The organism is Stenotrophomonas sp. 8(2023), assembly GCF_030345295.1.
In the GTDB taxonomy this organism is placed as follows: Bacteria; Pseudomonadota; Gammaproteobacteria; order Xanthomonadales; family Xanthomonadaceae; genus Stenotrophomonas; species Stenotrophomonas muris.
Window position 1 is genome coordinate 2,817,482 of the sequence record NZ_CP128404.1, and the last position, 25,942, is coordinate 2,843,423.

The 25,942-nt window shown below is 66.6% G+C and carries 24 protein-coding genes and 1 pseudogene; 12 read left to right on the forward strand and 13 right to left on the reverse strand.

Features of this window, described 5'->3' with window-relative positions:
* Positions 1–49 precede the first annotated feature (49 nt).
* The 6 genes from hutI (at position 50) to QP609_RS13305 (ending at position 9,216) form a co-directional block, all read left to right on the forward strand.
* Positions 50–1,273 carry an imidazolonepropionase gene (gene hutI, locus QP609_RS13280; protein ID WP_046431452.1) on the forward strand — a complete coding sequence of 408 codons (1,224 nt, stop codon included), beginning with the start codon at positions 50–52 and terminating at the stop codon, positions 1,271–1,273.
* A complete protein-coding gene (gene hutH, locus QP609_RS13285; RefSeq protein WP_164077076.1) occupies positions 1,270–2,811 on the forward strand; it encodes a histidine ammonia-lyase in 1,542 nt (513 codons plus the stop codon). Before hutI ends, hutH begins: the two co-directional genes overlap by 4 nt.
* The gene (hutG, locus tag QP609_RS13290) at positions 2,808–3,662 is read left to right on the forward strand and encodes an N-formylglutamate deformylase (RefSeq protein ID WP_134809054.1); all 855 of its coding nucleotides are present in this window, start codon (positions 2,808–2,810) and stop codon (positions 3,660–3,662) included. The genes hutH and hutG overlap by 4 nt, the downstream gene beginning before the upstream one ends.
* Entirely contained in the window at positions 3,659–5,326 is a 1,668-nt protein-coding gene (hutU, locus tag QP609_RS13295; RefSeq protein ID WP_289213793.1) for a urocanate hydratase, read from the forward strand. The genes hutG and hutU overlap by 4 nt, the downstream gene beginning before the upstream one ends.
* A 148-nt stretch (positions 5,327–5,474) precedes the next feature.
* Entirely contained in the window at positions 5,475–6,911 is a 1,437-nt protein-coding gene (locus tag QP609_RS13300) for a serine hydrolase domain-containing protein (RefSeq protein ID WP_197621589.1), read from the forward strand.
* Between the two features lie 193 nt (positions 6,912–7,104).
* Positions 7,105–9,216 (forward strand): TonB-dependent receptor, encoded by a 2,112-nt coding sequence (locus QP609_RS13305; protein ID WP_197621588.1) that lies wholly within the window; start codon positions 7,105–7,107, stop codon positions 9,214–9,216.
* Positions 9,217–9,262: 46 nt separating this feature from the next.
* Here the strand turns inward: QP609_RS13305 and QP609_RS13310 are convergent, their stop codons facing one another.
* Together QP609_RS13310 and QP609_RS13315 are read right to left on the reverse strand one after the other, a co-directional pair.
* On the reverse strand, positions 9,263–9,781 hold the full coding sequence (locus QP609_RS13310) for a hypothetical protein (protein ID WP_014647630.1): 519 nt from the start codon (positions 9,779–9,781) through the stop codon (positions 9,263–9,265).
* A 204-nt stretch (positions 9,782–9,985) separates the two neighbouring features.
* Positions 9,986–10,467 (reverse strand): annotated as a pseudogene (locus QP609_RS13315) (hypothetical protein); the annotation flags it as partial.
* A gap of 205 nt (positions 10,468–10,672) precedes the next feature.
* On the opposite strand from QP609_RS13315, the gene QP609_RS13320 reads away from it, so the two are divergent.
* Positions 10,673–10,996, forward strand: a complete 324-nt coding sequence (locus QP609_RS13320; RefSeq protein ID WP_014647632.1) for a hypothetical protein — start codon at positions 10,673–10,675, stop codon at positions 10,994–10,996.
* 34 nt (positions 10,997–11,030) lie between these two features.
* Here QP609_RS13320 and QP609_RS13325 read toward each other — a convergent pair whose 3' ends face one another.
* A complete protein-coding gene (locus tag QP609_RS13325) occupies positions 11,031–11,606 on the reverse strand; it encodes a TetR/AcrR family transcriptional regulator (protein WP_197606218.1) in 576 nt (191 codons plus the stop codon).
* 69 nt (positions 11,607–11,675) lie between these two features.
* On the opposite strand from QP609_RS13325, the gene QP609_RS13330 reads away from it, so the two are divergent.
* Positions 11,676–12,221: a thioesterase family protein gene (locus tag QP609_RS13330; protein ID WP_049397600.1), complete on the forward strand. Its 546-nt coding sequence runs from the start codon at positions 11,676–11,678 to the stop codon at positions 12,219–12,221.
* Between the two features lie 3 nt (positions 12,222–12,224).
* On the opposite strand, the gene QP609_RS13335 is transcribed toward QP609_RS13330, so the two are convergent.
* From QP609_RS13335 to QP609_RS13345, 3 genes are all read right to left on the reverse strand, one after another.
* Entirely contained in the window at positions 12,225–12,902 is a 678-nt protein-coding gene (locus QP609_RS13335) for a hypothetical protein (RefSeq protein ID WP_197621587.1), read from the reverse strand.
* Between the two features lie 141 nt (positions 12,903–13,043).
* Complete coding sequence (locus QP609_RS13340) at positions 13,044–13,778, reverse strand: SGNH/GDSL hydrolase family protein (protein WP_229653779.1); 735 nt, start codon at positions 13,776–13,778, stop codon at positions 13,044–13,046.
* Between the two features lie 97 nt (positions 13,779–13,875).
* Entirely contained in the window at positions 13,876–14,841 is a 966-nt protein-coding gene (locus QP609_RS13345; RefSeq protein ID WP_032962009.1) for a DUF2268 domain-containing putative Zn-dependent protease, read from the reverse strand.
* A gap of 138 nt (positions 14,842–14,979) precedes the next feature.
* On the opposite strand from QP609_RS13345, the gene QP609_RS13350 reads away from it, so the two are divergent.
* Positions 14,980–15,963, forward strand: a complete 984-nt coding sequence (locus QP609_RS13350) for a membrane protein (RefSeq protein ID WP_032962095.1) — start codon at positions 14,980–14,982, stop codon at positions 15,961–15,963.
* 13 nt (positions 15,964–15,976) lie between these two features.
* Here QP609_RS13350 and QP609_RS13355 read toward each other — a convergent pair whose 3' ends face one another.
* From QP609_RS13355 to QP609_RS13370, 4 genes are all read right to left on the reverse strand, one after another.
* On the reverse strand, positions 15,977–16,297 hold the full coding sequence (locus tag QP609_RS13355; protein ID WP_126411130.1) for a hypothetical protein: 321 nt from the start codon (positions 16,295–16,297) through the stop codon (positions 15,977–15,979).
* Between the two features lie 118 nt (positions 16,298–16,415).
* Complete coding sequence (locus tag QP609_RS13360) at positions 16,416–17,114, reverse strand: hypothetical protein (RefSeq protein WP_235319615.1); 699 nt, start codon at positions 17,112–17,114, stop codon at positions 16,416–16,418.
* 169 nt (positions 17,115–17,283) lie between these two features.
* Positions 17,284–19,746: a prolyl oligopeptidase family serine peptidase gene (locus QP609_RS13365; protein WP_111207043.1), complete on the reverse strand. Its 2,463-nt coding sequence runs from the start codon at positions 19,744–19,746 to the stop codon at positions 17,284–17,286.
* 168 nt (positions 19,747–19,914) lie between these two features.
* Positions 19,915–20,244, reverse strand: a complete 330-nt coding sequence (locus QP609_RS13370; RefSeq protein WP_014647641.1) for a hypothetical protein — start codon at positions 20,242–20,244, stop codon at positions 19,915–19,917.
* 467 nt (positions 20,245–20,711) lie between these two features.
* On the opposite strand from QP609_RS13370, the gene QP609_RS13375 reads away from it, so the two are divergent.
* Both QP609_RS13375 and QP609_RS13380 read left to right on the forward strand, forming a co-directional pair.
* The gene (locus QP609_RS13375; RefSeq protein WP_046431494.1) at positions 20,712–21,488 is read left to right on the forward strand and encodes a HipA family kinase; all 777 of its coding nucleotides are present in this window, start codon (positions 20,712–20,714) and stop codon (positions 21,486–21,488) included.
* On the forward strand, positions 21,466–21,858 hold the full coding sequence (locus QP609_RS13380; RefSeq protein ID WP_014647643.1) for a DUF3037 domain-containing protein: 393 nt from the start codon (positions 21,466–21,468) through the stop codon (positions 21,856–21,858). The genes QP609_RS13375 and QP609_RS13380 overlap by 23 nt, the downstream gene beginning before the upstream one ends.
* A 16-nt stretch (positions 21,859–21,874) precedes the next feature.
* On the opposite strand, the gene QP609_RS13385 is transcribed toward QP609_RS13380, so the two are convergent.
* From QP609_RS13385 to QP609_RS13395, 3 genes are all read right to left on the reverse strand, one after another.
* Positions 21,875–23,251: a serine hydrolase domain-containing protein gene (locus tag QP609_RS13385; RefSeq protein WP_289213794.1), complete on the reverse strand. Its 1,377-nt coding sequence runs from the start codon at positions 23,249–23,251 to the stop codon at positions 21,875–21,877.
* Positions 23,172–23,843, reverse strand: a complete 672-nt coding sequence (locus QP609_RS13390) for a DUF4952 domain-containing protein (RefSeq protein ID WP_289213795.1) — start codon at positions 23,841–23,843, stop codon at positions 23,172–23,174. Before QP609_RS13390 ends, QP609_RS13385 begins: the two co-directional genes overlap by 80 nt.
* An 83-nt stretch (positions 23,844–23,926) precedes the next feature.
* A complete protein-coding gene (locus QP609_RS13395; RefSeq protein ID WP_032962018.1) occupies positions 23,927–24,832 on the reverse strand; it encodes a LysR family transcriptional regulator in 906 nt (301 codons plus the stop codon).
* Positions 24,833–24,951: 119 nt separating this feature from the next.
* Between QP609_RS13395 and QP609_RS13400 the strand changes: the two genes are divergently transcribed.
* Positions 24,952–25,941, forward strand: a complete 990-nt coding sequence (locus tag QP609_RS13400; RefSeq protein ID WP_197621585.1) for a zinc-dependent alcohol dehydrogenase family protein — start codon at positions 24,952–24,954, stop codon at positions 25,939–25,941.
* Position 25,942 lies beyond the last annotated feature (1 nt).

Below are 25,942 nucleotides of genomic sequence, written 5' to 3' on the forward strand. Positions count from 1 at the left end.
GGACGCCTATATTGTATAGACATATAAGCACAGCCGCGTTGTGGATGCCATGCACGTCGATACCCTCTGGTCCAACGTCCACCTGATCACCCTTGATGGCGAAGGGCTGGGTGTCATCCGCGATGGCGTCCTGGCCTGCGCCGACGGCCGCATCGTCCATGTCGGCGCGGCCGGCAGCGATGCCCACCTGCAGCCGACCACCCGCATCGACGGCGAAGGCCGTTGGATTTCGCCCGGCCTGATCGACTGCCATACCCACCTGGTCTACGCCGGCAACCGCGCCAACGAGTTCGAGCAGCGCCTGCAGGGCGTCAGCTATGCCGAGATCGCCCGTGCCGGCGGCGGCATCGTTTCCACCGTGCGCGCCACCCGTGCCGCCACGCCGGAACAGCTGGCCCGCGAAAGCCGGCCACGCCTGCTGGCGATGCGCGCCGAGGGCGTGACCACCCTCGAGATCAAGTCCGGCTACGGCCTGACCCTGCCCGACGAGCGCAAGCAGCTGCAGGTGGCGCGTGCGCTGGGCGAGGAATGCCGGGTCAACGTGGTGACCACCTTCCTCGGCGCGCACGCGGTTCCGCCAGGCCGCGAAGCACAGGAGTACACCGACGAAGTGTGCGAGGTGATGATTCCGGCCATCGCCGCCGAAGGCCTGGCCGAAGCGGTGGATGTGTTCTGCGAGAACATCGCCTTCTCGCCGGCGCAGGCGCGCCAGGTCTTTGAGGCGGCGCGCGCCAACGGGCTGTCGGTGAAGATCCACGCCGAGCAGCTGAGCAACCAGCATGGCGCCGAACTGGCGGCCCGCTTCGGGGCACTGTCGGCCGACCATATCGAACATCTGGACGACGCCGGCATCGCCGCGATGGCCGCTGCCGGTACCGTCGCCGTGCTGCTGCCCGGCGCCTTCTATTTCACCCGCGATACCACCCTGCCGCCGATCGCCGCGCTGCGTGCGGCCGGCGTACCGCTGGCGCTGGCCACCGACAGCAACCCGGGCACTTCGCCGCTGACCAGCCCGCTGCTGGCGATGAACATGGGCGCCACCCTGTTCCGCCTGACCGTGGACGAGTGCATCGCCGGCTTCACCCGTGAAGCGGCGCGCGCACTGGGCCATGGCGAGCGCATCGGCCGCCTGGCGGTGGGCATGGACTGCGACCTGGCGATCTGGGACATCGATGCCCCCGCCGACCTGGTCTATCGCATTGGATTCAACCCGCTGCACGCGCGCGTGGTGCGCGGACAGCCCGACCTGCCTGCCTCCTGGAGCAACACATGAGCAACACCCTGGTTCTTCGCCCCGGCCATGTCACTCTCGCCCAGTGGCGGCAGGTCTATCGCGGTGCGCCGCTCGCACTGGACCCGGCCGCGCTGCCGGTGGTGCGCGCCAGTGCGGCGGCGGTGGCCGCCATCGTCGCCAAGGGCGCGCCGGTGTATGGCATCAACACCGGCTTCGGCAAGCTGGCCAGCGTGCGCATCGAGCGCGAAGACCTGGCCACCCTGCAGCGGAACATCGTGCTCTCGCATGCCGCTGGCGTGGGCGAGCCGATGCCGGCCAGCGTGGTGCGCCTGATGATGGCGCTGAAGCTGGTCAGCCTGGCGCAGGGTGCGTCAGGCATTCGCGAGGAGACCCTGCTGCTGCTGGAAGCGATGCTGGTCAAGGGCGTGCTGCCGGTGGTGCCCGCACAGGGCTCGGTGGGTGCCTCGGGTGACCTGGCGCCGCTCTCGCACCTGGCCAGCGTGATGCTGGGCGTAGGCGAAGCCTTCATCGGTGACGAGCGCCTACCGGCAGCCGACGCACTGGCACGTGCCGGCCTGCAGCCGATCGAACTGGGCGCGAAGGAAGGCCTGGCGCTGCTCAACGGCACCCAGTTCTCCACCGCCTATGCGTTGGCCGGCCTGTTCGAGATCGAAACCGTGTTCCAGGCCGCACTGGTGACCGGCGCGCTGTCGGTGGAAGCTGCCAAGGGTTCCGACACGCCCTTCGACCCCCGCATCCACGCCATCCGCGGCCAGCGCGGGCAGATCGCCACCGCCGCCACCCTGCGCACGCTGATCCAGGGCTCGGACATCCGTGAATCGCACCGTGACAACGACGTGCGCGTGCAGGATCCCTACTGCCTGCGCTGCCAGCCGCAGGTGATGGGCGCGGCGCTGGACATCCTGCGCCAGGCCGCTACCACGCTGGAAATCGAAGCCAACGGCGTCTCTGACAATCCGCTGGTGTTCACCGATACCGGCGAAGCGTTGTCCGGTGGCAACTTCCACGCCGAGCCGGTGGCCTTTGCCGCCGACATGCTGGCGATGGCGGTGTGCGAGATCGGTTCGATCAGCGAGCGCCGCCTGGCGATGCTGGTCGATCCGGCGCTGTCCGGCCTGCCCGCCTTCCTGACCCCGCGTCCCGGTTTGAATTCCGGTTTCATGATTCCGCAGGTGACTGCTGCCGCGCTGGTCTCGGAAAACAAGCAGCGCGCCTACCCCGCCAGCGTTGACTCGATCCCGACCTCGGCCAACCAGGAAGACCATGTGTCGATGGCCGCGCACGCCGCGCGCCGGCTGATGCAGATGGCCGAGAACGCGGCCAACGTGATTGGCATCGAGCTGCTGGCCGCTGCGCAGGGCTGCGACTTCCACGCCCCACTGCGCTCCAGCGCCGCGCTGGAAACCGTGCGCGCCACCCTGCGTGCGCAGGTGCCGACGCTGGAAGAAGACCGCTACTTCCATCCGGACATGGTGACCGCCACGAATCTGGTGCGCAGTGGCGCGCTGGCGCAGGGCCTGACCGACCTGCTGCCAACCGTGGAACCGCAGGCATGAATACCCATCCCGAATGGCTGACGGTGCACGAGGGCGACGCCCCGTTGATCGTCAGCTTCCCACATACCGGCAGCGAGCTGCCGCACGACCTGATCGGCGACTACCACTCGCCGTGGCTGGCCCGCCGCGACGCAGACTGGTGGGTACACGAACTGTACGACTTCGTGCGCGGCATGGGCGCGACCACGGTGCGCTCGGCGATCTCGCGTTCGGTGATCGACCTCAACCGCGATCCCAGCGGCGTCTCGCTGTACCCGGGCCAGAACACCACCGGCCTGTGTCCGCTGACCACCTTCGACAACCAGCCGCTGTACCACGCCGGGCACGAACCGGACGAAGCGGAAATCGCCCGTCGCCGCGACACGTATTTCCTGCCTTACCACGATGCGCTGGCGGCGCAGATCACGCGCCTGCGCGCACACCACAGTACCGTGGTGGTGTACGACGCGCACTCGATCCGCTCACACATCCCGCACCTGTTCGAAGGCGAGCTGCCGCAGTTCAACCTGGGTACCGCCGGCCCCTCCGGCGCACCGGACACCTCCTGCGACAACGCCTTGAGCGATGTGGTGGAGAACCTGCTGGCGCTCAGTGGCATGAGCCAGGTGCGCAACGGCCGCTTCAAGGGCGGCTGGATCACCCGCCACTACAGCAACATCCCGGGCGGCGTGCACAGCCTGCAGATGGAACTTGCCTGCCGCGGCTACATGCACGAGCCCCTGCCGGACCAGGTGGACGAGCACAGCTGGCCCACCCCGCTCGACCCCGACCTCGCCGCACCACTGCGCCACACCCTGGCGCAGGTGCTCAACGCCTGCCTTGAATTCGCTACGAACCGGAGCGCCGCATGACCCGCAACGACCCGTCCCGCACCGTCGCCGCGCCGACCGGCACCACGCTCAATGCCAAGAGCTGGCTGACCGAAGCACCGCTGCGCATGCTGATGAACAACCTGCACCCGGACGTGGCCGAGCGCCCGCAGGAACTGGTGGTGTACGGCGGCATCGGCCGCGCCGCGCGCGACTGGGAAAGCTTCGATGCCATCGTCGAGACGCTCAAGCGCCTGGACGACGACCAGACCCTGCTGGTGCAGTCGGGCAAGCCGGTAGGCGTGTTCCGCACCCACGCCGACGCGCCGCGCGTGCTGATCGCAAATTCCAACCTGGTGCCGCGCTGGTCCAACTGGGACCACTTCAACGAGCTGGATAAGAAAGGCCTGGCCATGTACGGCCAGATGACCGCCGGCAGCTGGATCTACATCGGCGCGCAGGGCATCGTGCAGGGCACCTACGAGACCTTCGTGGAGATGGGACGCCAGCATTTCGGTGGCAACCTGAGCGGCAAGTGGCTGTTCACCGGCGGCCTCGGCGGCATGGGTGGCGCACAGCCGCTGGCCGCGGTGATGGCCGGCGCCTCCTGCCTGGCCGTCGAGTGCCGCAAGAGCAGCATCGACATGCGCCTGCGCACCGGCTACCTCGATACCTGGACCGACAACCTGGACGAAGCGCTGCGCCTGATCGACGAGTCGTGCAAGGCCGGCACGCCGAAGTCGGTGGGCCTGCTCGGCAATGTGGCCGACGTGCTGGCCGAACTGCTCGAGCGTGGCGTGAAGCCGGACCTGCTGACCGACCAGACCTCCGCGCACGACCCGGTGAACGGCTACCTGCCACAGGGCTGGACGGTCGAGCAGTGGGACGAGAAGCGTGTGAGTGCACCGAAGGAAGTGGAGAAGGCTGCGCGTGCATCGATGGCCAACCACATCCGCGCCATGCTCGGCTTCCACGCGCTGGGCGTGCCGACCGTGGATTACGGCAACAACCTGCGGCAGATGGCGCTGGAAGAAGGTGTGTCCAATGCCTTCGATTTCCCGGGTTTCGTGCCGGCCTATATCCGTCCACTGTTCTGCCGTGGCATCGGCCCGTTCCGTTGGGCGGCACTGAGTGGCGACCCGGAAGACATCGCCAAGACCGATGCCAAGGTGAAGGAACTGATTCCGGACAACCCGCACCTGCACCGCTGGCTGGACATGGCCGCCGAGAAGATCAAGTTCCAGGGCCTGCCGGCACGCATCTGCTGGGTCGGCCTGGGTGATCGTGATCGACTCGGCCTGGCCTTCAATGAAATGGTGGCCAACGGCGAACTGAAGGCACCGGTGGTGATCGGTCGTGACCATCTGGACAGCGGCAGCGTCGCTTCGCCGAACCGCGAAACCGAAGCGATGGCCGACGGTTCCGATGCGGTGTCCGACTGGCCGCTGCTGAACGCCCTGCTCAACACCGCCAGCGGCGCGACGTGGGTCTCGCTGCACCACGGTGGCGGCGTGGGCATGGGCTTCTCGCAGCACGCCGGTATGGTGATTGTGTGTGATGGCACCGAAGCGGCGGCGAAGCGGATTGGCCGCGTGCTGTGGAACGACCCGGCCACTGGCGTGATGCGCCATGCCGATGCGGGGTATGAAGTCGCGATCGACTGCGCGAAGGAAAAGGGACTGGATCTGCCGGGAATCCTCGGCTGATCACGGAGGTGCCGGCCAGCGGCCGGCACTACCGAAACGTGTGGCAGTGCCGGCCGCTGGCCGGCTCTCCCCGATGCGGGAATCGGCGCCCTTGACCCGCTCGTCGGTCGTGACCAACATGCGCCATCACCGCTGATGGATCACCGCGATGTACCGCACGCTCGCTGCCGCATTGCTCTGCACGCTGTTTGCGATCCCGCCCGCTTCGGCGCGTGACGTCCCCACCACTCTCTCCACTCAGCTAGACGCCCAACTGCAGAGCAACCGCGAGCGCTACGGCATTGCCGGCCAGGCGGTACTGGTCGCACACAACGGCCAGGTGCTCTACCAGGGCGCCAGCGGTGAACGTGATCCCGCTGCCCATGCGCCTGCCACCGTCGAGACCATCTTCGCCGCGCAGTCGATGGCCAAGCTGCTGACCAGCACGCTGGTGATGCAACTGGTCGATCAGGGCAAGGTGGATCTGGATGCACCGGCCAGCCGCTATGTTCCGGACCTGCCGACCACATGGCAGGCGATCCGCCTGCGTGATTTCCTCAACCACAGCTCCGGCATCGGCGAGTACTACGACCGGGTGGATAACCGCTGGGTCAGCAAGGGCTACCCCGGTGTAGCGCCTGACCTTGGCGCGGCACTGAAGGTGGCCGGTGCGGCACCGATGCAGTTCGCCACCGGCAGTCGCGTGCAGTACACCCAGGCCAACTACCTGGTGCTGACCGCCTTGCTGGAAGCGCATTACCGCAAGCCCTACCCGGCCATCGCGCGCGAACGCATCCTGCAGCCATTGAAGATGGCCAGCACCTCATGGGGCGTCACCAGCGTGCCAGCCACGCGCGCGGCCGTGCCTTACATCGGCAAGGATGGTCAACTACAGCCGGCCAATGAAGACCCTTGGCCGGACTACGGCTGGGGCCATGCTGATCTGCAGACCACCATAGGCGACATGAACCGTTTCCTGCAGGCGCTGGCGACCGGCAAGCTGGTGCGCACGGCGACCCTGGAAAAACTCTGGCAGCCGCAGAAGCTGGTCGGTGGCGGCAGCAATTTCTTCTCCACCGGTTGGGACACCACCCGCAGCGACGGCTACACCCAGGTCGGCCACGATGGGGGCACCCGCGTTAGGGCGCGGCTGGCCTACAAGGACACGCTGGCCGGCGGCTACTGGGTGTTCGTGTACCTGACCAGCGGCAGTGCCCGCAACGTCTGGTCCAGCACGCTGGTGGAGAGCACGATGGCGGTGGCCGCGCCGGGAGAGTTCCCGCACGCGGTGCTGTCCGAGCGGTTGGCTGCGTATGCGCTGGATGATGATGCAGGCGCCGCCCAGGCGATACGCAGCTGGTTGCGCGATAACAACCGGGTGACGGGCAGCGAGCTGGAACGTGCGATCAACGCCAGCGGCTATGCCATCCGCCAGAGTCTGGGTGCACGCAGGGCATTGAAGGTATTCGCCCTCAACACCGAGCTGTATCCGGATTCGGCCAATGTGTGGGACAGCCTGGCCGAGTGTCATGCAGCATTGGGAGAGAAGGAAGCAGCTGATCAGCTCTACGCAAAGTCGAAGTCGATGGCGAAACCCTCGCCATAAACCCTGCTGTAGAGCCGAGCCCATGCTCGGCTGCTCTTCGTCGCGATGGCAGACAACCCGCGCTGCGTACGATAGCCGAGCGTGGGCTCGGCTCTACAGGAACACGGCGGGCGGCCATACGCCGCCGGCGGGTGACGCGGCTCTGTCGACCTGTTAACTTGCGCGCCACTTTCGTGGTTTACAGCATTCCCGCATGTCGCTTCCGTCGTACCGCCCTCACCCGTCGCTGCTGTTCCTGCCTGTTTCCCTCGCCCTGGCTTCCACCGCCGCCGCCGCCCCGCAGGCCACCACCCTCGATGCCGTGCAGGTCACCGCTGCCGCCGATGCCAGCGCGCAGGCGCGCGAGGCCCTGAAGCGCATCCCCGGCGCCAGCAACGTCATCGACGTGGCCAAGGCCGACAGCCGACTATCCACCAGCGCCGATGTGCTGGCCTACCAGCCGGGTATCAGCGCGCAGTCGCCGGGTAATGAGGGCACCAAGATCTCGATCCGTGGCTCGGGCATCAACCGGGGCCCGGGCGCGCACGCCTCGGGCATTGCGGTGTCGATCGACGGCCTGCCACTGACCGGCCCGGGCGGCACGCCCTACGAGCTGCTGGAACCGCTGTGGCTGTCGCGCGTGGAAGTGCTGCGCGGCGCCAACGGCTTCGAGCGTGGCGCGCTGGCGCTGGGCGGTGCCATCGACTACGTCAGCCGCAGCGGTCGTGATTCGGCGGGCGTGCAGCTGCACTACGAAGCCGGTAGCCGTGGCTACCAGAAGCGCGGCATCAGCTGGGGCGGCGTCAGTGGTGATGTCGACTACTTCCTGGCCTACACCGATACCGAATTCGACGGTTACCAGCGTCATGCGCGCGGCGACGGCAAGGGTGCGATGGCCAACATCGGTTGGCAGATCACGCCCGACCTGCAGACACGCTTCTTCGTGCGCTACCGCGAAACCAATCACGAAACACCCGGTCGCCTGACCCGCGACCAGATCCGCAACGATCCGCACGCCGCGAACGCGGCCAACCTGGCCATCGATGCGCGCCGCCCGCAGCCGGGCAGTACCTGGGTGGGTAACGTCACCACGCTGCAGATCGATGAGGATTCCTCGCTGCAGGCCGGGCTGGTCTATCACACGTACCCGATGGACTTGAACGAGAGCCTGTACCGGCAGCAGCTGGACTACGCCAACCTCAACGCCACGCTGGACTACCGCCGCCGCCACCGGCTGTTCGGCCTGGACAGCGAAACCACGGTCGGCCTGCGCGTCACCCACGATCTGGACGCCGATGTGCGCGAGTCGCTGCGCTTTGCCAGCAACGGCTATGCCGCCGGCACGCGCACGCGTGACTTCCGGCACCACGGCACCGACAGCACGCTGCACGTCGGCAACACCCTCACCTTCAATGACCGCCTGCGCATGCAGACCGGGCTGGCACTGATCAACACCCGTCGCGATGTGCAGGTGACCTGGCCGAGCAGCGGTGGCCGCCTGCGCGACCACGACTGGGACTACGCGCCGCGACTGGGCTTCACCTGGCAGCACAGCGCCCGGACCCAGTGGTTCGGCAACCTCAGCCGCTCGGTGGAGGCGCCGCACCCGTGGTCGATGATCTGGGGCTCGAACCAGTACTTCGGGCCAGGCAATGGCCCGTCTACCGGCCGCCAGCGCGCGCCGGTGCCGATGCAGAACCAGACCGCCACCACGCTGGAACTGGGCGCGCGCGGTGACGCGGCGCTGGGCCGCTGGGAACTGACCGGCTACTACGCGCACGTGAACCACGAACTGCTGAGCGTTGAACTGCAACCGGTGCCGAACCTGTTCATCGCCGAGAACAACGCCAGCCCCACCGTTCACCGCGGCATCGAGGCCGGATTGGACAGCACGCTGTGGCGGGCTGCACCGGGCCGGCTGTCGCTTCGCCAGGCCTATACCTTCAGCGATTTCCGCTACCGCCACGACGCGCGTTTCGGCAGCAACCGCCTGCCCGGCCTGCCGCGCCACGCCTACCAGGCCGAGCTGCGCTTCGATCACGCATCCGGCCTGTACGCCGCGCTCAATACCGAATACGCCTCGCGCATCGCCGTCGACTACGCCAACAGCTACTGGGCCGACAGCCACGTGATCTTCGGCAGCCGCATCGGCTACGACGCACCCGGTGGCCGCTGGCAGGCCTGGGCGGAGATGCGCAACCTCGGCAACCGCCACTACACCGCCACGGTCACGCCGGGCTACGACGACGTAGGCAGGGATATTGCCCGCTCGACGCCGGGCGAAGGCCGTGGCATCTACGCTGGTGTGCGTTTGCGGTTTGACTGATGACCGCAGGCGGCGCCGGGTGTGATCCGGCGCCGCCGTTCCAGTGTCAGCCGATACGCCAGGCCGGCAGGCGCTCGCTGCGCTTCCAGATGGAAGGCGCCAAGCCGATCAGCACCAGTGCCGCCAACCACTTCGGCGAGGTACTGAGCAGTGTCGAGGTGAGCGAGCCATCGGCGGGGGCGGCCATTTCCTGCCACGGGTTGTAGCCCAGGTAGACGACGCTGCCAGCCCACCACAGCAACGCCAGACCGACACCCACCAGCAGCAGGGCCAGCGTGCGGCAGGTCCAGCGCTGCGAGGTAGTGCCCCATTCCCGCGACGCCGCGGTCAGCAGGCCCACCACCAGCAGCGACACCAGTGCCACCAGGCCGATATCGACCTTGGTTCCAATGCGCTCATAGGTACAGGCGCGGCACTGCGCCTCTTCCGCGGCGGTGGCGGCTTCGGCGCCATCGGCCTGCCCGGCTGCGGGCTGCGCCAGTGCTGCAAACGGCAACAACGCCGCCAGCAGCGTCACCATGATCCAACGAAACAACGTCCTGTTCCTGCGTGCAGCGACATCCATGCGCTCTTCCTCGTCAGTGGTTGTGTGTCCCAGTGGGCGTCCGGCCATCCAGCGCCCCTGTTTCAGATGCAGTACGACAAGCTCCCGATAGGTGACACCGCCGGGACACGAATCCCGGCCGACCGCGATCATAGCCTACTGTTCAGTGCAGCTGAAAACGGGGCGGGTCCAGGCGATATGAAGGAGCCAACCGCACTCCCCCCCCTGGATGACCTGCAGCAGATGGCTCGCACCCGGCACGCATTCCTGCGCGAGCCAGCCCAGTACGGCGAAAAACAGCAGCAGGCCGAGCAGCGGCCAGATCGTATGCGACACGCATACCCGCCACCATCCCTGTTCCTGCATGCCCTGCATGCGAGGCGATGGGCTGCCACCGCCCACATCCGGCGACAGTCCCTCCAGTACGTTGCCCAGCGCCAGCGGATCCAGATCCACACCAGCAGCAGGAACACGCCATAGGCCAGCAACACGGCCATCGGGTAGCGAAGCAACATCGCGTCGATGCCGGCCAGGCGCAGCAGGTACGAGGCAAGGAATCCGGCCGCACCGGTCAGGGCGACGATCAGGGCCATCTGCAGGCGTGGCCAACCCCGCTGCTGCAGGTGCTGGCGCGCACGCACGACTTCGCTGCCGTGGTTTACGGGCAATTTCAGTGGACTGCGTGAAAAATGGCGTGAGCGCTTCATTCCGCCGCCGGGGGCCGGAGGCAGCGCGGCCAGGGACTTCGGGAACCTGATGCTGCATGCGGACATCCTTGCCGGGCACGCGTAGGCGGTGGTGGACGGATTCCAGCGCGATGGGGCCGTGGGTCCATCACCCACAGGCCGCACTGGCGCCGGCCTTGTACCCGCGCGCCGGCGGCTGGATCATGACTTTCCGCTACGAAAAAGTATGCTCTACGGCATGCACGTCTCCCAGCTCACCCGCTCCACCGCCCTCGTGATGTTCGTTCCAATGATTGGCCTCGCCGGTTGGGGTTCGTGGTTTGGTAGCCGCTGCATCAGCGATGGCTGCCTCGGCGTCCTGGTGGCATGGCTTGCCGCCGTGGCCACCTTTGCGGTGCAGGCGTTGCTGGTGCTCCCGACGCATGCCTGGGCCCTCAAGCGGCAGGGATCCCCCGCCTCCCGCAGCTACCTGCGTTGGTTGGGCGCGTCGGCCATCGCTGCCTTCCTGCCCATCGGACTCGGCTGGGGCTATCTGATGATCTTCCGATGACCTGCTGCGCGTCTCACGCACGCGGATAGCCGGATCAAGGACGCGCGGCCGCCTTCAGCAACTGCGCGGTCACCTGGTCGAACGGGGCGATGTCCTGCAGTGCGCGGCACATCGCCACTGCGCCTTCCACGCTGGCAATCACCAGGCTGGCCAGCTCGCCCGCCGCTGCGGGGGCGCGCCCTTCAGCGACGAACGCCGAGGCGAGGTGCCCCTGCCAGCGCGCGAACACTTCGGCAGCAGCAACACGTGGCTGGCTGGGCACGGCCTCCACCGGCTCTTCCACTGCCGCGGCCAGCACCGGACAGCCCGCGCGGAACCCGGAACGCAGCAAGCGCTCACGCCACATCGCCAGGAACTGCGGCAGGCCCTGCACCGCCCCCCCCTTCAGCAGCTCCACCAGCAGCGCTTCTACCTTGTCGCCAGCCATGTGGGTGGCGCGCGCCAGCAACTCCTGCTTGCCGCCGGGAAAGTGGTGATAGGTGGAGCCCAGCGGTGCCTCGGCCAGCTTGGTCACCTCACGGATGCTGGTGGCATTGAGACCCACGCGCGCCAGCATCTGTGCCGCAGCATCAATCACGCGTTGTGGCGCATCAGAGGGACGCGGGCTCACGGCGGGCTCCTTGCTAAGACAGTCGTCATAGATTAGCGTACCGGCGATTCTATAACAGTCGTCATAACCATGAATCTCTGGTTCCGCCTGCTCCACCTGCTGCTGTGCAGCCTGTTCCGGCCGAAGCTGGAGGCGCCGTTCGGGGTCTCGCGCCTGCAGTTCCGGGTGCTGCCCAACGATCTGGACAGCAACCTGCACATGACCAACGGTCGCTACTGGAACATCTTCGACCTGGGCCGGCTGGACCTGATCCTGCGCATGGGCCTGGGCCGGGTGGCGCTGCGCGAGAAGTGGGCGCCCATCGTAGGCGCCGGCACCATCCAGTTCCGCCGCGAGCTGAAGCCGTTCCAGCGCTTCACCCTGGAAACGCGCCTGGTGGGCTGGGTCGGCTCGCGCGGCATCATGGAGCAGCGCGTGCTGATCGGGCCCGAGCAGAAGATCGCCACGCGCGCGCTGCTGGTCACCGGCATCTACGACCGGCGTGCGCGCCAGTTCCTGGGCATGCCGAAGATGATGGAAGCGATCGGCGTGGTCGCCCCGCCGTCGCCGCCGCTCAGTGCGGCCGCCGAAGCGTTGCTGGCCGCCGATGCGGCGTTGAAGCAGGACGACGCCTGAGCTTCAGGGGGCCGCCACCGGCACCGCGTGCGGTTCGCGCGACACGACCTGGGTGCGCCCTCCCACGTGCAGCACGTACTCGAAGGACTGCCGCATGCGGCTGTATGCGCCGCCATCCGGCACGCCGTAGTTGGCACCCACGCTGAGGGTATGCCGGCCCGGCGGCAACGGCTTGAGCATTACCCAGTAGCCGTCGGCGGCGACCAGCCGAGAGTGTTCGTCGTCGGCAGCCATGCGGAAGCAGCCTTCGCTGCGGACCCGATGCCTGCGCATGTCGCCCAGTGGCTGGCCGTCCAGCAGCACCACCGCGCTGATCAGGTAATCGTTGTTGACCGCCGCCCCCGCCTGCAGCTCCTTGCAGGACACAGCCTCATCCACCTGGTAGTGCGCCATGTTGATGATCGGCAGCAACAGGTACTTGCCAGCCGGCACCACGCATTCGCGATGTGGCCGGAAACGGCCATTGGTGCCGGCCAGGTTCCAGACCGGGCCTTCCTGGCCCAGATCACACACACGGCCATCCGGGTCGAGATAGGGCGCGCCGCCCTGGCCGTCGGCCCAGCGCCACCAGCGGGCGGTCCATTCGGCCAACGAAACGCCGCCCACCGGTTCACGCGTCAGCGGCGAAGGCACCGCCGTGTCTGCACTGAACGCCGGCACGGCGGCCAGCAGCAAGGCCATCGTTGCGCCACTGCGGCAAAGCCATCCCTGGATTCCCTTCCGCATCACCCACCCCATCGTTCCTGGCGGCCACGCGGCGTGGCCAGCTTCGGCGCCACTGTACCTTGGCGGGCTGGATCCTGTGCAGTGCGGGTACTGTGCCTACTCCAGCGCCATTGCGCGCTTGACCGCCGCCTCGGCCAACGGCGCCATCACCGCATAGCCCTTCGCGGTGGGATGCACGCCGTCGTCGGCCAGCTGCGGATCCAGCCCTCCGGCGGCATTGGCCATCGGCGTGTAGTAGTCCAGATAGACCAGCTGCTTCGCATCGGCATAGCGCTTCAATGCCGCGTTCAATGCGCGCACCTTGGGCGCAGGTGCCGTGCCCGGCAACCACGGGTAATCGCTGACCGGCAGCACCGATGCCAGCACCACGGCAATGCCATGTGCACGAGCCAGGTCCACCATCGCGTGCAGGTTGTCTTCGATCATCGCCTGCGTGGACGGGCCGGTGTTGCCGGCGATGTCGTTGGTGCCAGCCAGGATCACCACCACCCGCGGCTTGAGTGCCAGCACGTCCTGCGGGAAACGCACCAGCATCTGCGCCGTGGTCTGGCCGCTGATCCCGCGATTGAGCCAACCCTTGCCGGGAAAGAACGTCGCGCTGCCCTCCCTGCCCCAGCCTTCGGTGATCGAGTCACCGAAGAGCACCACGCGTGGTTGCCCCGGTACGGCGGCAGGCAGTCGCGCGTTGGCATCGCGGTAACGCTGCAGTTCCGGCCAATCGGCCAGGCGCTGCTGCATGAAGCGCACCTCGTCCGGGCGCAGTCGCTCGACAGGTTCCACCAACAACGGGTTTACGGCGGGCACGTCGGCCGCCATCCCATGGGCGCTCATCGCGCTACCGAGGGCAACCGCGGCCAGGCCAGCGGACAAGGAACGCATGGGGTCTCTCCGTTGAATGTCTGCGCCAGTCTAGCGCGCGGCCCCGCGCTCAGCGTGCCGCCGACCGCGCCGCCACGCCGGTCACCTTGGCCGGCATCCACATGCCTGGCGTCCAGCCACTGGCGGCCAGGATCGCCTTCGGGTTGTCCTGCTGGATCAGCGCACGCACCGCGTCACGCTTGTCCTTGGCCTGCAGGTAATAGGCCTTGGCGATGCGATAGCCCACCCAGTAGCCCAGATCATAGGGTTCCTGCGAACCGGGCCTGTAGTTGTACAGCCACGGCGACAGATCGGTGCTGTCCACATCCAGTGCGAAGGCGCTTTCGATATGTACTTCCCGGCCACGGGTCCAGGCCGCGTGGCGACCGTTGCCGACATTGCCGGAAATCAGCTCGCCGATGAACTCGGCGATGCCTTCGCCCAGTGAAACACGCAGCACCGTCGCATGCGGGTCGCCCGGCTCGACGTCGGTCAGGCCGGTCTGCTGGATGTGCACGTACTCGTGCGCGATCACGTGCACGAAGCGGTCCTGCACATTGGGATTCATGAAATCGGCTGCGCACAGCGCTTCCAGGCCGATGATCACCCCGCTCTTGGAGGTCAACCCGACCGGTCGGCCGCGGCCGACCGCAATGGTCACCGGCGGAAACGCGGCCTGCGGATAGATCGCCTGCAGGTTGCCGAACACCTGCACCAGGCGCTGCTTCACCGCCGGCAGCTCTGCAAGGCAACCGCGTCCCTGCGCATACACCCCGGGCTGGCTGGCAATGGCCTCGGCCATACGCTCGGGCGTGACCCGGCGCGCCTTCGCCAGTTCACCCAGGCCCGGACTGCCTTCGGCCAGGTAACCGGCCAGCTGGGCGATGCTGGGCTTGCCGCCGGTGCTGTCGTAGAGCGCGTAGAAGCGGCTGGCATCGGTGGTGAGGATCTGCGGCCCCGGCGGGGTTCCCGCCGACGCCACGCCGACCGCCCCGGCACAGGCCAGGGCAAGCAGGCAACGCAGGAAACTGGACATCGCTCCGTCCTTGGTGGAGTGCATGCGAAGCGCGCAATCTACCACTCCGCCCCGGCCACCGCAGCGGGCACATGCAGGCCCTTCGGGGCTGTGCCAGACTCACTCAGGCACCTGCCATGGATGATGGAGCACCGCACGATGATGATCGTTCCCGCGTACTGGGCCGAAGCCCGCCTGCAGGCCCGTTTCCGTGGCCGGCCGATGGTCGTGCGCCGCTTCGGCTGGTCCGACGAGGGGCCTGCCCAAGCCCAGGCCCACGCCGACGCACGTGCCCATGAAGCCCTCAACGCCATCATCGCCGGGCAGGTGCTGCCGCGTCGCGAAGTGCGCAGCAACTACGGTGTGGAGGGCGTGCCGATCCGCGAGCAGATCGTGCAGCGCGATGGCGATGTCATCATCACCCGCAACAGCTATGGCGCGCTGTGCCTCAACAGCCCCGACGTGCTGTTCGCCGACATCGACCATGCGCAGCCACCGGCTGGATGTGTGATACCGGCCATCGTCGCTGCGCTCGTGCTGCTTGCCGGCGCCGTCATCGGCACCGTGCTCTGGCATTGGCTGGTGGGCCTGGTACTGGGCGTGGCGGCAGTGCTGCTGGTCAACGCGGCACTGCTGATGCGGCGGAAGCAGCGCCTGGCCGCTGCCGGCGGTGCTGAAGGGCTTGCGCTGAAGCGCGTGGACGCCTTCAGCGAGCAGCATCCCGATTGGCATCTGCGCGTCTACCGCACCCCGGCGGGGCTGCGCGTGCTGGCGATGCATGCCACGTTCTCACCCGAGGACGAGCAGCTCCAGTCATTCTTCAAGGCACTGGGCACCGACACCCTGTACGCGCGCATGTGCCGGCTGCAGCATTGCTTCCGTGCGCGACTGACACCGAAGCCGTGGCGCGTCGGTCTGCGTTATCGCATCAGGCCACCGGTGGCTGCGTGGTCAGCCGAACAGGCCAACAACCCGGACCGGTTGGCCTGGATTGCCGATTACGAAAAGAAGAGTGCCGGCTTCGCCGCCTGCGCCTACCTGCGCAGCTTCGGTGATACCACCCGGGTGCATGCCAAGGCCGAGCATGTGCGTGACCTGCATGACCGGCTGTCACGCGCGCAGGATCGCCTACCGCTGGCGTGAGAGTGGCAGACGCTCAATCAGCGCCCTGCACGAACGGCTGCCCTGCCAAGGTAGTGCCCAGCTGCACCGCGATCTGCTGCCCGCCCTTCTCGAAGGTTGTCGCGCACTGCTTTCCGCCCTTCTGGCATCCGACTTCGGGAAAGCCCTCAAGTGACTCGGGGGCGCCCTGTGCCGGACTCGCCTGCCAGCCTGCCGCATCCAGCAGGCGCTTGGCCTTGGCATAGGGCATGCCGGCGATGATGCCCAATTGCGTCAGCTCAGCAGGAAACGACTGGGCATGGGCGGTTGAAACCAGGGCCAACGACAACGTTGCAGCAAGGAGAATGGCTTTCATCGCAGTGACCTGAAACGAGCTATCAGGTTCAGCCTAGATCATTTGCGTGGCGTGCGAATGTGCCGGTAACACGTCGTTACCGAGTCTCCACAGTTGATTGCAGGGCATGTGCGATTGATCACATGGCGGAATCCCTGCCCCTGGCGCCACAGTCCAGCGACTCCATCGCGAGATCCCTGCGCAGCCGGTCATGCAACCAGCGAGTCTGGAAACGCCTGCGTGAGTCTTCCCCTTCCGGCAGCAGGGCAATCACCGCTTCGCTCAGTTCCGGGTGCCACTGCTCCTGCGCGTTGTCCAGGTCCTGCTGCTCGAAGACCACCGAGGGCAGGCGTTTCCAGGGCAGCATCATTACCTTCTGTGAGGTCGACACCAGCACCACATCCGGACGCCCCGGCCGGCTCACGACAACCGTCATCATCGGCACATCATCGGTCCAGAGCCCGGAGAAATGCCGGTCGACACGCGACTGCAGGCTCCGTCCGGACAGCGCCTTGCGCGCCCACGCGCGCTGCTGTGCGAACGAACAGGCATCCGTGTCCAAGCTGTGCAGCCCCGGGTCCAGGGACAGTATTTCGGCGCGATCCAGCCGCGAAGCGATCCGCTGCACCGCGGCCGCCCTGGTCAGCGGGGCGGTCTGCAGCGCGGTGTCGAGCGCCGCCATGGCGCCAAACGGCAGCAGCTCCGGCAATCGCGCCTTGCCGTCGGGCGTCTCCACCACCTGCACGCGGGTGGTCAGGCCATAGGCATCGCGCCGGATCACCCAGTGCTCTGATACCGAGCCCCAGCCGTACCAGTCGTATCTCACATCGACGCTCATCTGTGGCTGTGCCGCCATCGCCGCAGACGATGCGCACACCGCTGTCAGTCCCAACAACCAAGTCTTCATGGAGCTGCCTTGCCTCTGGGGTTCCGACGAGCGGCAGCCGAGCATGGGCTCGGCTCTACAGAATGCAGGAAGGCCGCTCTGAGGCGGCCTTCCTGTTCCTTCACTTGGCGTTCTTCACGTAGGTATCGAACCAGTTCAGCATTTCCGCCACCAACTGTTCGTTCGATTCCAGCGCGGTGTACCAGTGGGGCTCGTTCGGCAGCATCACCAGCCGGGTGGTGCCGCCGTTGCCGCGGATCGCCTGGTACAGCTTGCGCGACTGGAACGGCTCGGTGCCCGGGTTGGCGTCGTCCTCGCCGTGGACCAGCAGCAGCGGCAGCTTGATCTTGTCGGCATAGAAGAACGGCGAGGCCTTCAGGTACACGTCCTGCGCCTGCCACACCGAGCGACGCTCGTTCTGGAAGCCGAACGGGGTAAAGGTCTTGTTGTACGAACCGCTGGTCGCCACACCGGCCTTGAACAGCTTGGTGTGCGCGATCAGGTTGGCGGTCATCAGGCCGCCGTGGCTGTGGCCGGTCACGCCGATGCGGTTGCGGTCAACCACGCCCATGTCCACGGCCTTGTCCACCGCCGCCTTGGCGTCGGCTTCCAGCTGCTCCAGGTAGGTGTCGTAGGCGTTCTTCGGATCGCCCACGATCGGGAACGAGGCGTTGTCGATGATCGCGTAGCCGGCCAGCAGCATCAGGCGGTACGGCTGCAGGCGGGTGAAGGTCTGCTGCGAACCGGACACCTGCCCCGCCTGCGCGGCGTTGGCGAAGTCGGCCGGATAGGCGTACAGGATCGCCGGCACGCGCTGGCCTTCCTTGTAGCCCGGCGGCGTGTACAGGGTGAACGACAGGTCCACGCCGTCGGCGCGCTTGTAGGTCACCAGCTGCTTCTTGATCTGGCGCACTTCCGGTGTCGGGTCGACCAGCTTGGTCAGTGCGGTCGCGGTGGACGCGAACTGCGCCTCGCCGGCCTTCGCATCAGCCACCGCCTCACCCTGCTGGCGGACGAAGGCATTCGGCGGATCGATCACCGACTGATGCCAGGTCAGGTAGCGGCCCGGCGTGTTGCTGAAACCGAGGAACTGTTCGTAGGCGTCTGCACTGCTGCGGAACAGGCGCTCGCTCTTCAACGTGGCCAGGTCGAGGCGGTCGAGGAACGGACGGTCGCCCTGCGGCGAGGCACCGCGGCCGCTGAGGAACACATGGTTGCCCTCACGGCGCACCACCTGCGCGCCATTCGGCAGGCGGGTGAAGACCAGATTGCCAGGGTTGCCGTACAGCTCATCGCTGGACATGTCCCACAGCAGGCGGCCTTCCTTCTTCGGCTGGTCCACATCCACGATGCGGGTCTGCATCCAGTGACGATTCTCGTCGTTCTCGTACTGGAAGGCCACGGCCGGATCGGCGGTCCACGCGAAGCCTTCGAAGCGCTGCGCGGTGCGGGTGATTTCGGTCGGCTTGCCGTTGAACGGCGCCTTCAGCATCAGCACGCGATCGCGATGCGGCACGTTGACCTTCCAGTCGCCCTTGTCCAGCGCTTCGGCGTAGACCAGGGTAGCCGGATCGGTGGCGCGCCAGTCGAAACCGCGCGGGCCTTCCGGCACGCCGTGCACCGGCACGCGGTCGGCCAGCGGGAGGCTGGCGATCGGCGTGCTGCGGCCACTGCTGATATCCAGCACGGCCACGTCGTTGGCGAAACGCTGGTAGGTCACCGCGTGCGAATACGGTGCCTTGATCGATTCAGTCAGCACGTGCACGCCATCGGGCGCGGCGCTGACTTCGTTGAACAGTGCCGGCTGCCCGACCGGGCGCACGCTGCCTGCGGCGGTATCTACCACGGCCAACTGCGAGGCACCGTAGTAAGCGAACAGCTTTTCGTCGTGCACGCTGGTCAGCGTGTCGCGGGCCTCATAGGTGCTGCTCTCGCCACTGCTGCCCAGCGACTCCTGTGCATCCGGGCCGGTCGGTACGCCGCCGTTGGAAGGTGCCGGGCCCTGGTTGGCCGGTACCAGTTTCACCAGCAGATTCTGGCTGCCGCCCAGCCACTGCACGGTGTAGCCGAAGATCGGGTTCAGCTGCACGTTCGGCACCTGCTTCACCTGCCCGGTGGCCGCATCGCCCACCCACAGCTGCACGCTGGTATCGACCGCATTCTGGAAGGCGAAATGGCTGCCATCGGCCGACCACAGCGCGCCGGTGGCACAGCCCTGCGGCAGGTTGACCTTGGTCTCCTTGCCACTGCCGATGTCGACCAGGGTGAAGTCGGCCACGCAGGCCGGAATGCCGTAGCCACCCGGGGTGTCATGGCGGCTGCGGTTCTTCGGCTCCAGCCGCACGCCGGCCAGCTTCAGGTAGGGCTGGGCCACGCGGCTGATCGAGGGGTAGGTCTGCGCGGTGGTCAGCAGCAGGCGCTGGCCGCCCGGGGCCACGTTCGGCGCCGGCGGTGGCGGTGCCTTCAGCACCTTGAGCAGGTGTTCCGGCGGCTTGGCGTAGTCGGCCAAGGCCGGGCCAGCGGCCAACAGGCCGACGGTGGCAACGGCAACAGCCGCCGCCAGAGAGGTTCGACGGATCAGCATCCTTATCCCCTGGGTGTGAATGGGTACCCGGAATCGGGCATGGACCCGAATCTAGCACCGCAGGGGATGGGATGAATGGGCCGGAAGGGCTAGAGGCCGGATGGGGCAAAGTGGGACACGCCCGGAGAGGCCGGCGATGGACCGGCATCTGCCAGGCGTGGTCTGTCGTCACTGCTGGGCGTGCAGGTCCCAGGCGGTCAGGTAATCGGGGTCGACCACGATCATGCCACTGTTCCGCATGCGGTATTCGCCTGGCTCGGCCCGCTGGTACTGGTCGAGCATGGGCGGCAGGTAGCGCTCATGACCATCGTCTTCGTCGGCCAGCACCACGCCTTCGTCGGCGCTGATGCGCAGCACGGTGCCCGCGTACTGCTCCAGACCCTGCACTTGGCCGTCGCCACCATAGCGGGTGACACCCACCAGCACGACCTTGCCGATCATTTCCTCGGCCTTGGCATCGTCCAGTGGGGGCAGCATGGCATTGAATTCGTCGTTCATCGGTGCACCTCCAAAGCCTGTGGGGATAGCGTGGGTTCGGCGGTCCCACGCTGCCAGCGTCGACGGCAACGCAGGAATCTCTCTCGGGGCGCAAGTAGCTGGATCGCAGGCCCGACCGGGCAACGCGGGGGTGCGATGGGTGAAAGGTGTCTGGAACTTGGCTGGAACTGCGGCGGATGGCCATCTGCGCCGATGGCGGGACCGTGTCAGGTCAAGATCAACACCACGCGTTGCGTTGCATACACGGTGAAGCGTGACAGCTGCACTGTAGTGGCATGAGCGCCTCCTGTTGAAGGTCACACGCGGGTGCGTTGCTCCGTTGGAACGAATGCTGCCACTCCACGCGGAAGGAACAAGTGAAGATTGCAGGCGACCTGCAACAAGCGGTTCGCGCGGTACCCGTTCATTAAGCTGGCGCCCCGCTCTGCTGCGGCACGCCTGCCCTGGCAGGACGCTAGAATGCGTCCATGCGCACCGTACATGCCCTCCGCTACATCACCCCGTTACGGGAAGGCGGCTCCCTGCCCGCCGTGGTCGAGACCGACGACGACGGCATGGCCGTGCTGAAATTCCGTGGAGCCGGCCAAGGCCCGAAGGCGTTGATCGCCGAGCTGATCGCCGGCGAGATGGCACGCACGCTGGGCCTGCCGATTCCGGAAATCCTGTTCGTCGAGCTGGACCGCGAGTTCGCCCGCACCGAGCCCGACCCGGAAATCCAGGAGCTGATCCGCGCCAGCGAGGGCCTGAACCTGGGCCTGGACTATCTGCCCGGTGCAATCAATTACGACCCGGCCGCGATGCCTGTGGATGCCGAGCTGGCCTCGCGCATCGTCTGGTTCGATGCATTCACCAGCAACGTCGATCGCACCACCCGCAACCCCAACCTGATGGTATGGCATCGCAAGCTGTACCTGATCGACCACGGTGCGGCCATGTACTTCCACCACGACTGGGCCAGCGCCGGCGATGCCTGCGAGAAGCCGTTCGTGCTGATCCGCGACCACGTGCTGCTGTCGTTCGCCAGCCGCATTGCCGAGGTGGACGCAGAACTGGCTGCGTGCCTGACCGATGCCGAAATCGAGCGCATCGTTGGCCTGGTGCCGGACAGCTGGCTGGTGGACGAACCGGCGTTCGACAGCCCACAGGCCTATCGCCAGGGCTATATCGACTATCTCAAGCACCGCCTGAAAGTGCGTGCAGTGTTCGTGCAGGAGGCCATCCGTGCCCACGCTGCACACGTATGACTATGCGGTCATCCGCGTCGTGCCGCGGGTGGAACGCGAGGAATTCATCAACGTCGGGGTGATCGTCTCCTGCCCTGGCGCGCGCCATCTGGAGGCGGCCATCGAAATCGATCCTGAGCGCCTGCGTGCCTTCGCACCGGCGCTGGACCAGGACGCGCTGCAGCCATGGCTGGATGCAATCGTGGCCATCTGCCGTGGCGACGCCAGCGCCGGACCCATCGCAAAGCTGCCCGCGCGCGCCCGCTTTCATTTCCTCACCGCCAAGCGCAGCTCGGTTGTACAGATGTCGAGCACGCATGTCGGCCGCACTGCGGACCCGGCGGGTGTGGTGGAACACTTGATGACGAAGATGGTGCGGGTACCGGAATGAACGGCACCTGCCGCGTTCACAGTGGCAACCTTCGCGCGATGTAGTTGACCACATTGCCGATCGCATCCGGATCGACATTGGCCAGGCCAACGATCACGTAGCCCTGCGCCGGCAGCACCACGATGGCACTGTTCGATCCGGGCGCACCGCCTTCGTGGCCGTACTGATGCTCCCTGCCCTCGCCCTGAACCACGAAACCAAAGCCATACCAGCCCTTGTGGTTCTGCGCCGTGGTGGCCTGCTGCAGCAATGCAGGTGAAACCAGCTTCCCGCCTTGCAGTGCCTCGGCGAATTTCACCATATCGGCCACTGTGCTGTAGCCACCACCGGCCGACATGCCGCGCCAGGGCAGCGACTTCGTTTCACGGACCCATTGCCCATCGTGCTTCGTGTAAGCGACGGCACGCTTTGGAACGCTCGCTGTTTCCGGCTCGAAGCCGGTGCCGGTCATGCCCACCGGGTGCAGGATGTGCTCCTCCACATATGCGTAGTACGACTGCCCCGATACCGCCTCGATGATGCGTCCCAATACGATGAAGCCATAGTTGGAGTAGCTGTCCTGGCTGCCGGGCGTGAACTGCGGCGCATCCCTGGCGAACCGCTGCACGTAGTCATCCAGCGTCTTCAGGGACGCGGAATACTGTTCGAAACCATCGCCAAAGAAGTCCCCCAGGCCACTGGTGTGTGACAGCAACTCGCGCACGGTCACGCTGCTGGCGACAGCCTTGTTCGGATAGTCCGGCAAGTGCTTGCCGATCGTGTCATCGAGACTGAGCCTGCCATCCTGCACCAGCTGCAGGATGGCCAGGGCGGTGAACATCTTGTTGGAGGACGCAAGGCGGAACTGCGTCTCCACGCCCACTGCAATTCCAGTGCTGCGATCGGCATCACCACCGCGCCAGTCCAGCAGCACCTTCCCATTCTGTGCCACCTGCAACGCGCCCGACAGCGCGTCCTGTGCCCGCAGCGCCTCCAGCTTTGCTGTGACGTCGGCCATCAGGGCAGGCAATGCAACCCGTGCCGGCTTGTGCTTGTCCGGCGTTTCAGTACCCTCGATCTGGAACTGCATCAGGTGCGACGGATTGGCCGGGTCCATGACGGCGGTCACCCACATCGCGCGTTCGTTCATCTGGCCCATCACCAGCAGCTTCGCTTGGCCGGGTGCACTCTCGGTTGATTCGAGTACGCGCAAGGGGCCTGTGCTTTCGCGGAACTCGAGATAGTCCTTGGGACCGCTGCCTTGCTTCTTCGCGTATCTATCGGCGAATGCCTGCAACCCCTCGAGGCTGCCCGCATTGAAGGCCGCAAGCCAGTCACCGATGGCGTCCTGCGCACGCGGATGTGCACGCACGCTGGAGGCGGCGCCCACTGCCGGAACAGCCCAAAGCGTCATCAGCACCGAACAGGCCAGTACTTTGCAGAGCAGCAGGCATCCAACAGCCTTCATGGCAGTTCCTTTGCGGGTATCCCTGGGCGCATCCTAGATCATGGAACCGCCCGCTGCATCCATGCCAGGGACCCTGCCGCAGCACCTCAGCCGTGACGATGAACGCCTCGATGCGATGCCAATCGCCCCGCTCATGCGGCAGCGATTCCACGCCCATGCCGATCTGGTACCTCACCGCATCCGGGCCGTCGCGCCAGTAGTACGGCGCGCCATTGCTCCAGCCGCAACAGGCGTAGCGCAATGCAGGCATGCCAAAGGTCTCGCGCAGATAGGCTTCCACCTTCACTGCCTGGGTACCTGGAACGCGGTAGTGGGCCTGCATGGGTTTCATGCAGGACGCGTCGTCCTGGCTGCAGCCGCTGTATTCCAGTCCCGCAGGCTTCCGGCCCATTGCCTGCAGGAAATCCTGGCATTCGATATCCGGTCGCGCCAGGCCATCCGCACGCCCCTGCGCTTCCCACGCGGCCAGCGCATGCGCAGTCGTCTGCTGCGCAATCACGTTGGCGGCGAACAGCAATGCCGCCAGCCCCAGCAGCAAGCGCGCGCTACGCAGCGGCAACCGGCCAATCGTCTCAGGGCGATCCTTCGCAGGCAGTCACAGGAATGCCAACCGATGCCGTGCTATCGCCGTGCCATCGTCTGCTCGCTGAAGCGTGCCACGCAGAAGTCCAGGAAACTGCGCAGCTTGGGCGTCAGCTGGCGGTCGCGCGGGTACACCAGGTTGATCCACGTCGATACCGGCACGTAGTCCGGCAGCACTTCCACCAGTTCACCACGCGCCAGCGCGGCGGCAAGCATTTCATGGGGCTGCAGGATCAACCCCAGCCCTCCGACTGCCGCGGTCAGCAGCGGCTCGGCCTGGTTGACCATGAAGCGGCTGGACACCGGCACGCTCAGCACGCTGCCGTCAGCATCGCGGAAACTCCAGCGCGTGCGGATGATCGAATGGGCGAAGCCCAGGCACTCGTGCCGACTCAGATCGGCCGGATGGACAATGGCCGGGCGCGATGCGAGGTACGCCGGCGATGCACACAGCACCAGCGGATACGGCCCCAGGCGTCGCGCCACCAGCCCACTGTCGGCCAGATCACCGGTGCGGAACACAAGATCAAAGCCGTCCTCGACGATGTCCACCAGGCTGTTGGACAGGTTCAGATCAACCTGCACGTCCGGGTACTGCTGCAGGTAGGCCACCACCGCCGGCCCCAGTGCATGCACGCCGAAGGTGACCGGTGCGCTGACGCGCAGGCGCCCCATCGGCCGCCCGCGCGCTACTTCGGCCAGCTGCTCGGCGCCTTCCACCTCCTCCAGGATCACCCGCGCACGCGCCAGATAGGCCTGGCCGAAGTCGGTCAGGCTCTGCTTGCGCGTGGTGCGGTTGAGCAGGCGCACGCCCAGGTGTTGTTCCAGCGACTGCACGTGTTTGCCGACCAGCTGTGGCGACAGGCCCAGCGCGTCGGCGGCAGCGGCGAAGGAGCCAACCTCGGCCACTTTGACGAAGGTCCGCAGGGGAGCGATCAGGTCCATTGCAAACAATTGGTTTTCAATGAAACGCCAGATTACCCCTTATTCTGGAGGCAGGCCACGCGCACAGTAGCCTCCACCTTTCCGCCGGCCCCAGCGCCGGCCTTGCCCAGGAGCCCCCCATGAGCCAGGTTGTCCGCATCCACGAATATGGCAGCGCCGATGTGCTGCGCATCGACGACATCGATGTTCCCGCCCCCGCCGCCGACGAGGTCCAGATCCGGGTCAAGGCCATCGGCCTGAACCGTGCCGAGGTGATGTTCCGCAACGGCGCCTATCTGCAGGAGGCGCAGTTCCCCAGCCGGCTGGGCTATGAAGCGGCCGGCATGGTCGAGGCGGTCGTCAGTGCGGTGAGCGGATTCGCTGCTGGCGATGCGGTGAGCGTGGTGCCGCCGCTGGACATCGCCCGCTGGGGCACCTACGGCGAGCTGGCCAACGTGCCGGCACGACTGGTGGTCAAGCACCCGCAGGCGCTGGGCTTCGAAACGGCGGCTGCGGTGTGGATGCAGTACGTCACCGCCTGGGGCGCACTGTTGGAGCAGGCGCAGCTGGCCGCCGGGGATTCCGTCATCATCACCGCTGCCAGCAGCAGCGTCGGCCTGGCCGCGATCCAGATCGCCAATGCAGTGGGTGCCACGCCGATTGCGGTGACCCGTGGCCCGGGCAAGCGCCAGGCCTTGCTCGATGCCGGTGCCGCCCATGTCATCGCCACCCAGGAGCAGGACCTGGCAGCTGAGGTGGCGCGCATCACCGGCGGTGCCGGCGCCCGCGTGGTGTTCGACCCGATCGGTGGCCCGCAGTTCGTGCCGCTGACCGAGGCAATGGCCCGTGGCGGCATCCTGCTGGAATACGGCGCGCTGAGCAGCGAACCCACCCCGTTCCCGTTGTTCAACGTGCTGGGCAAGTCGCTGACGCTGAAGGGCTACCTGTACTCGGAAATCGTCTCCGACGATGCCGCGCTGGCACGTGCCAAGGCGTTCATCGTCGATGGCCTGGACAAGGGCACGCTGGCGCCGAAGATCGCGAAGGTGTTCCCCTTCGCACAGATCCAGGACGCCCACCGCTACCTGGAATCGAACGAACAGATCGGCAAAGTGGTGGTGACGCTGTAAA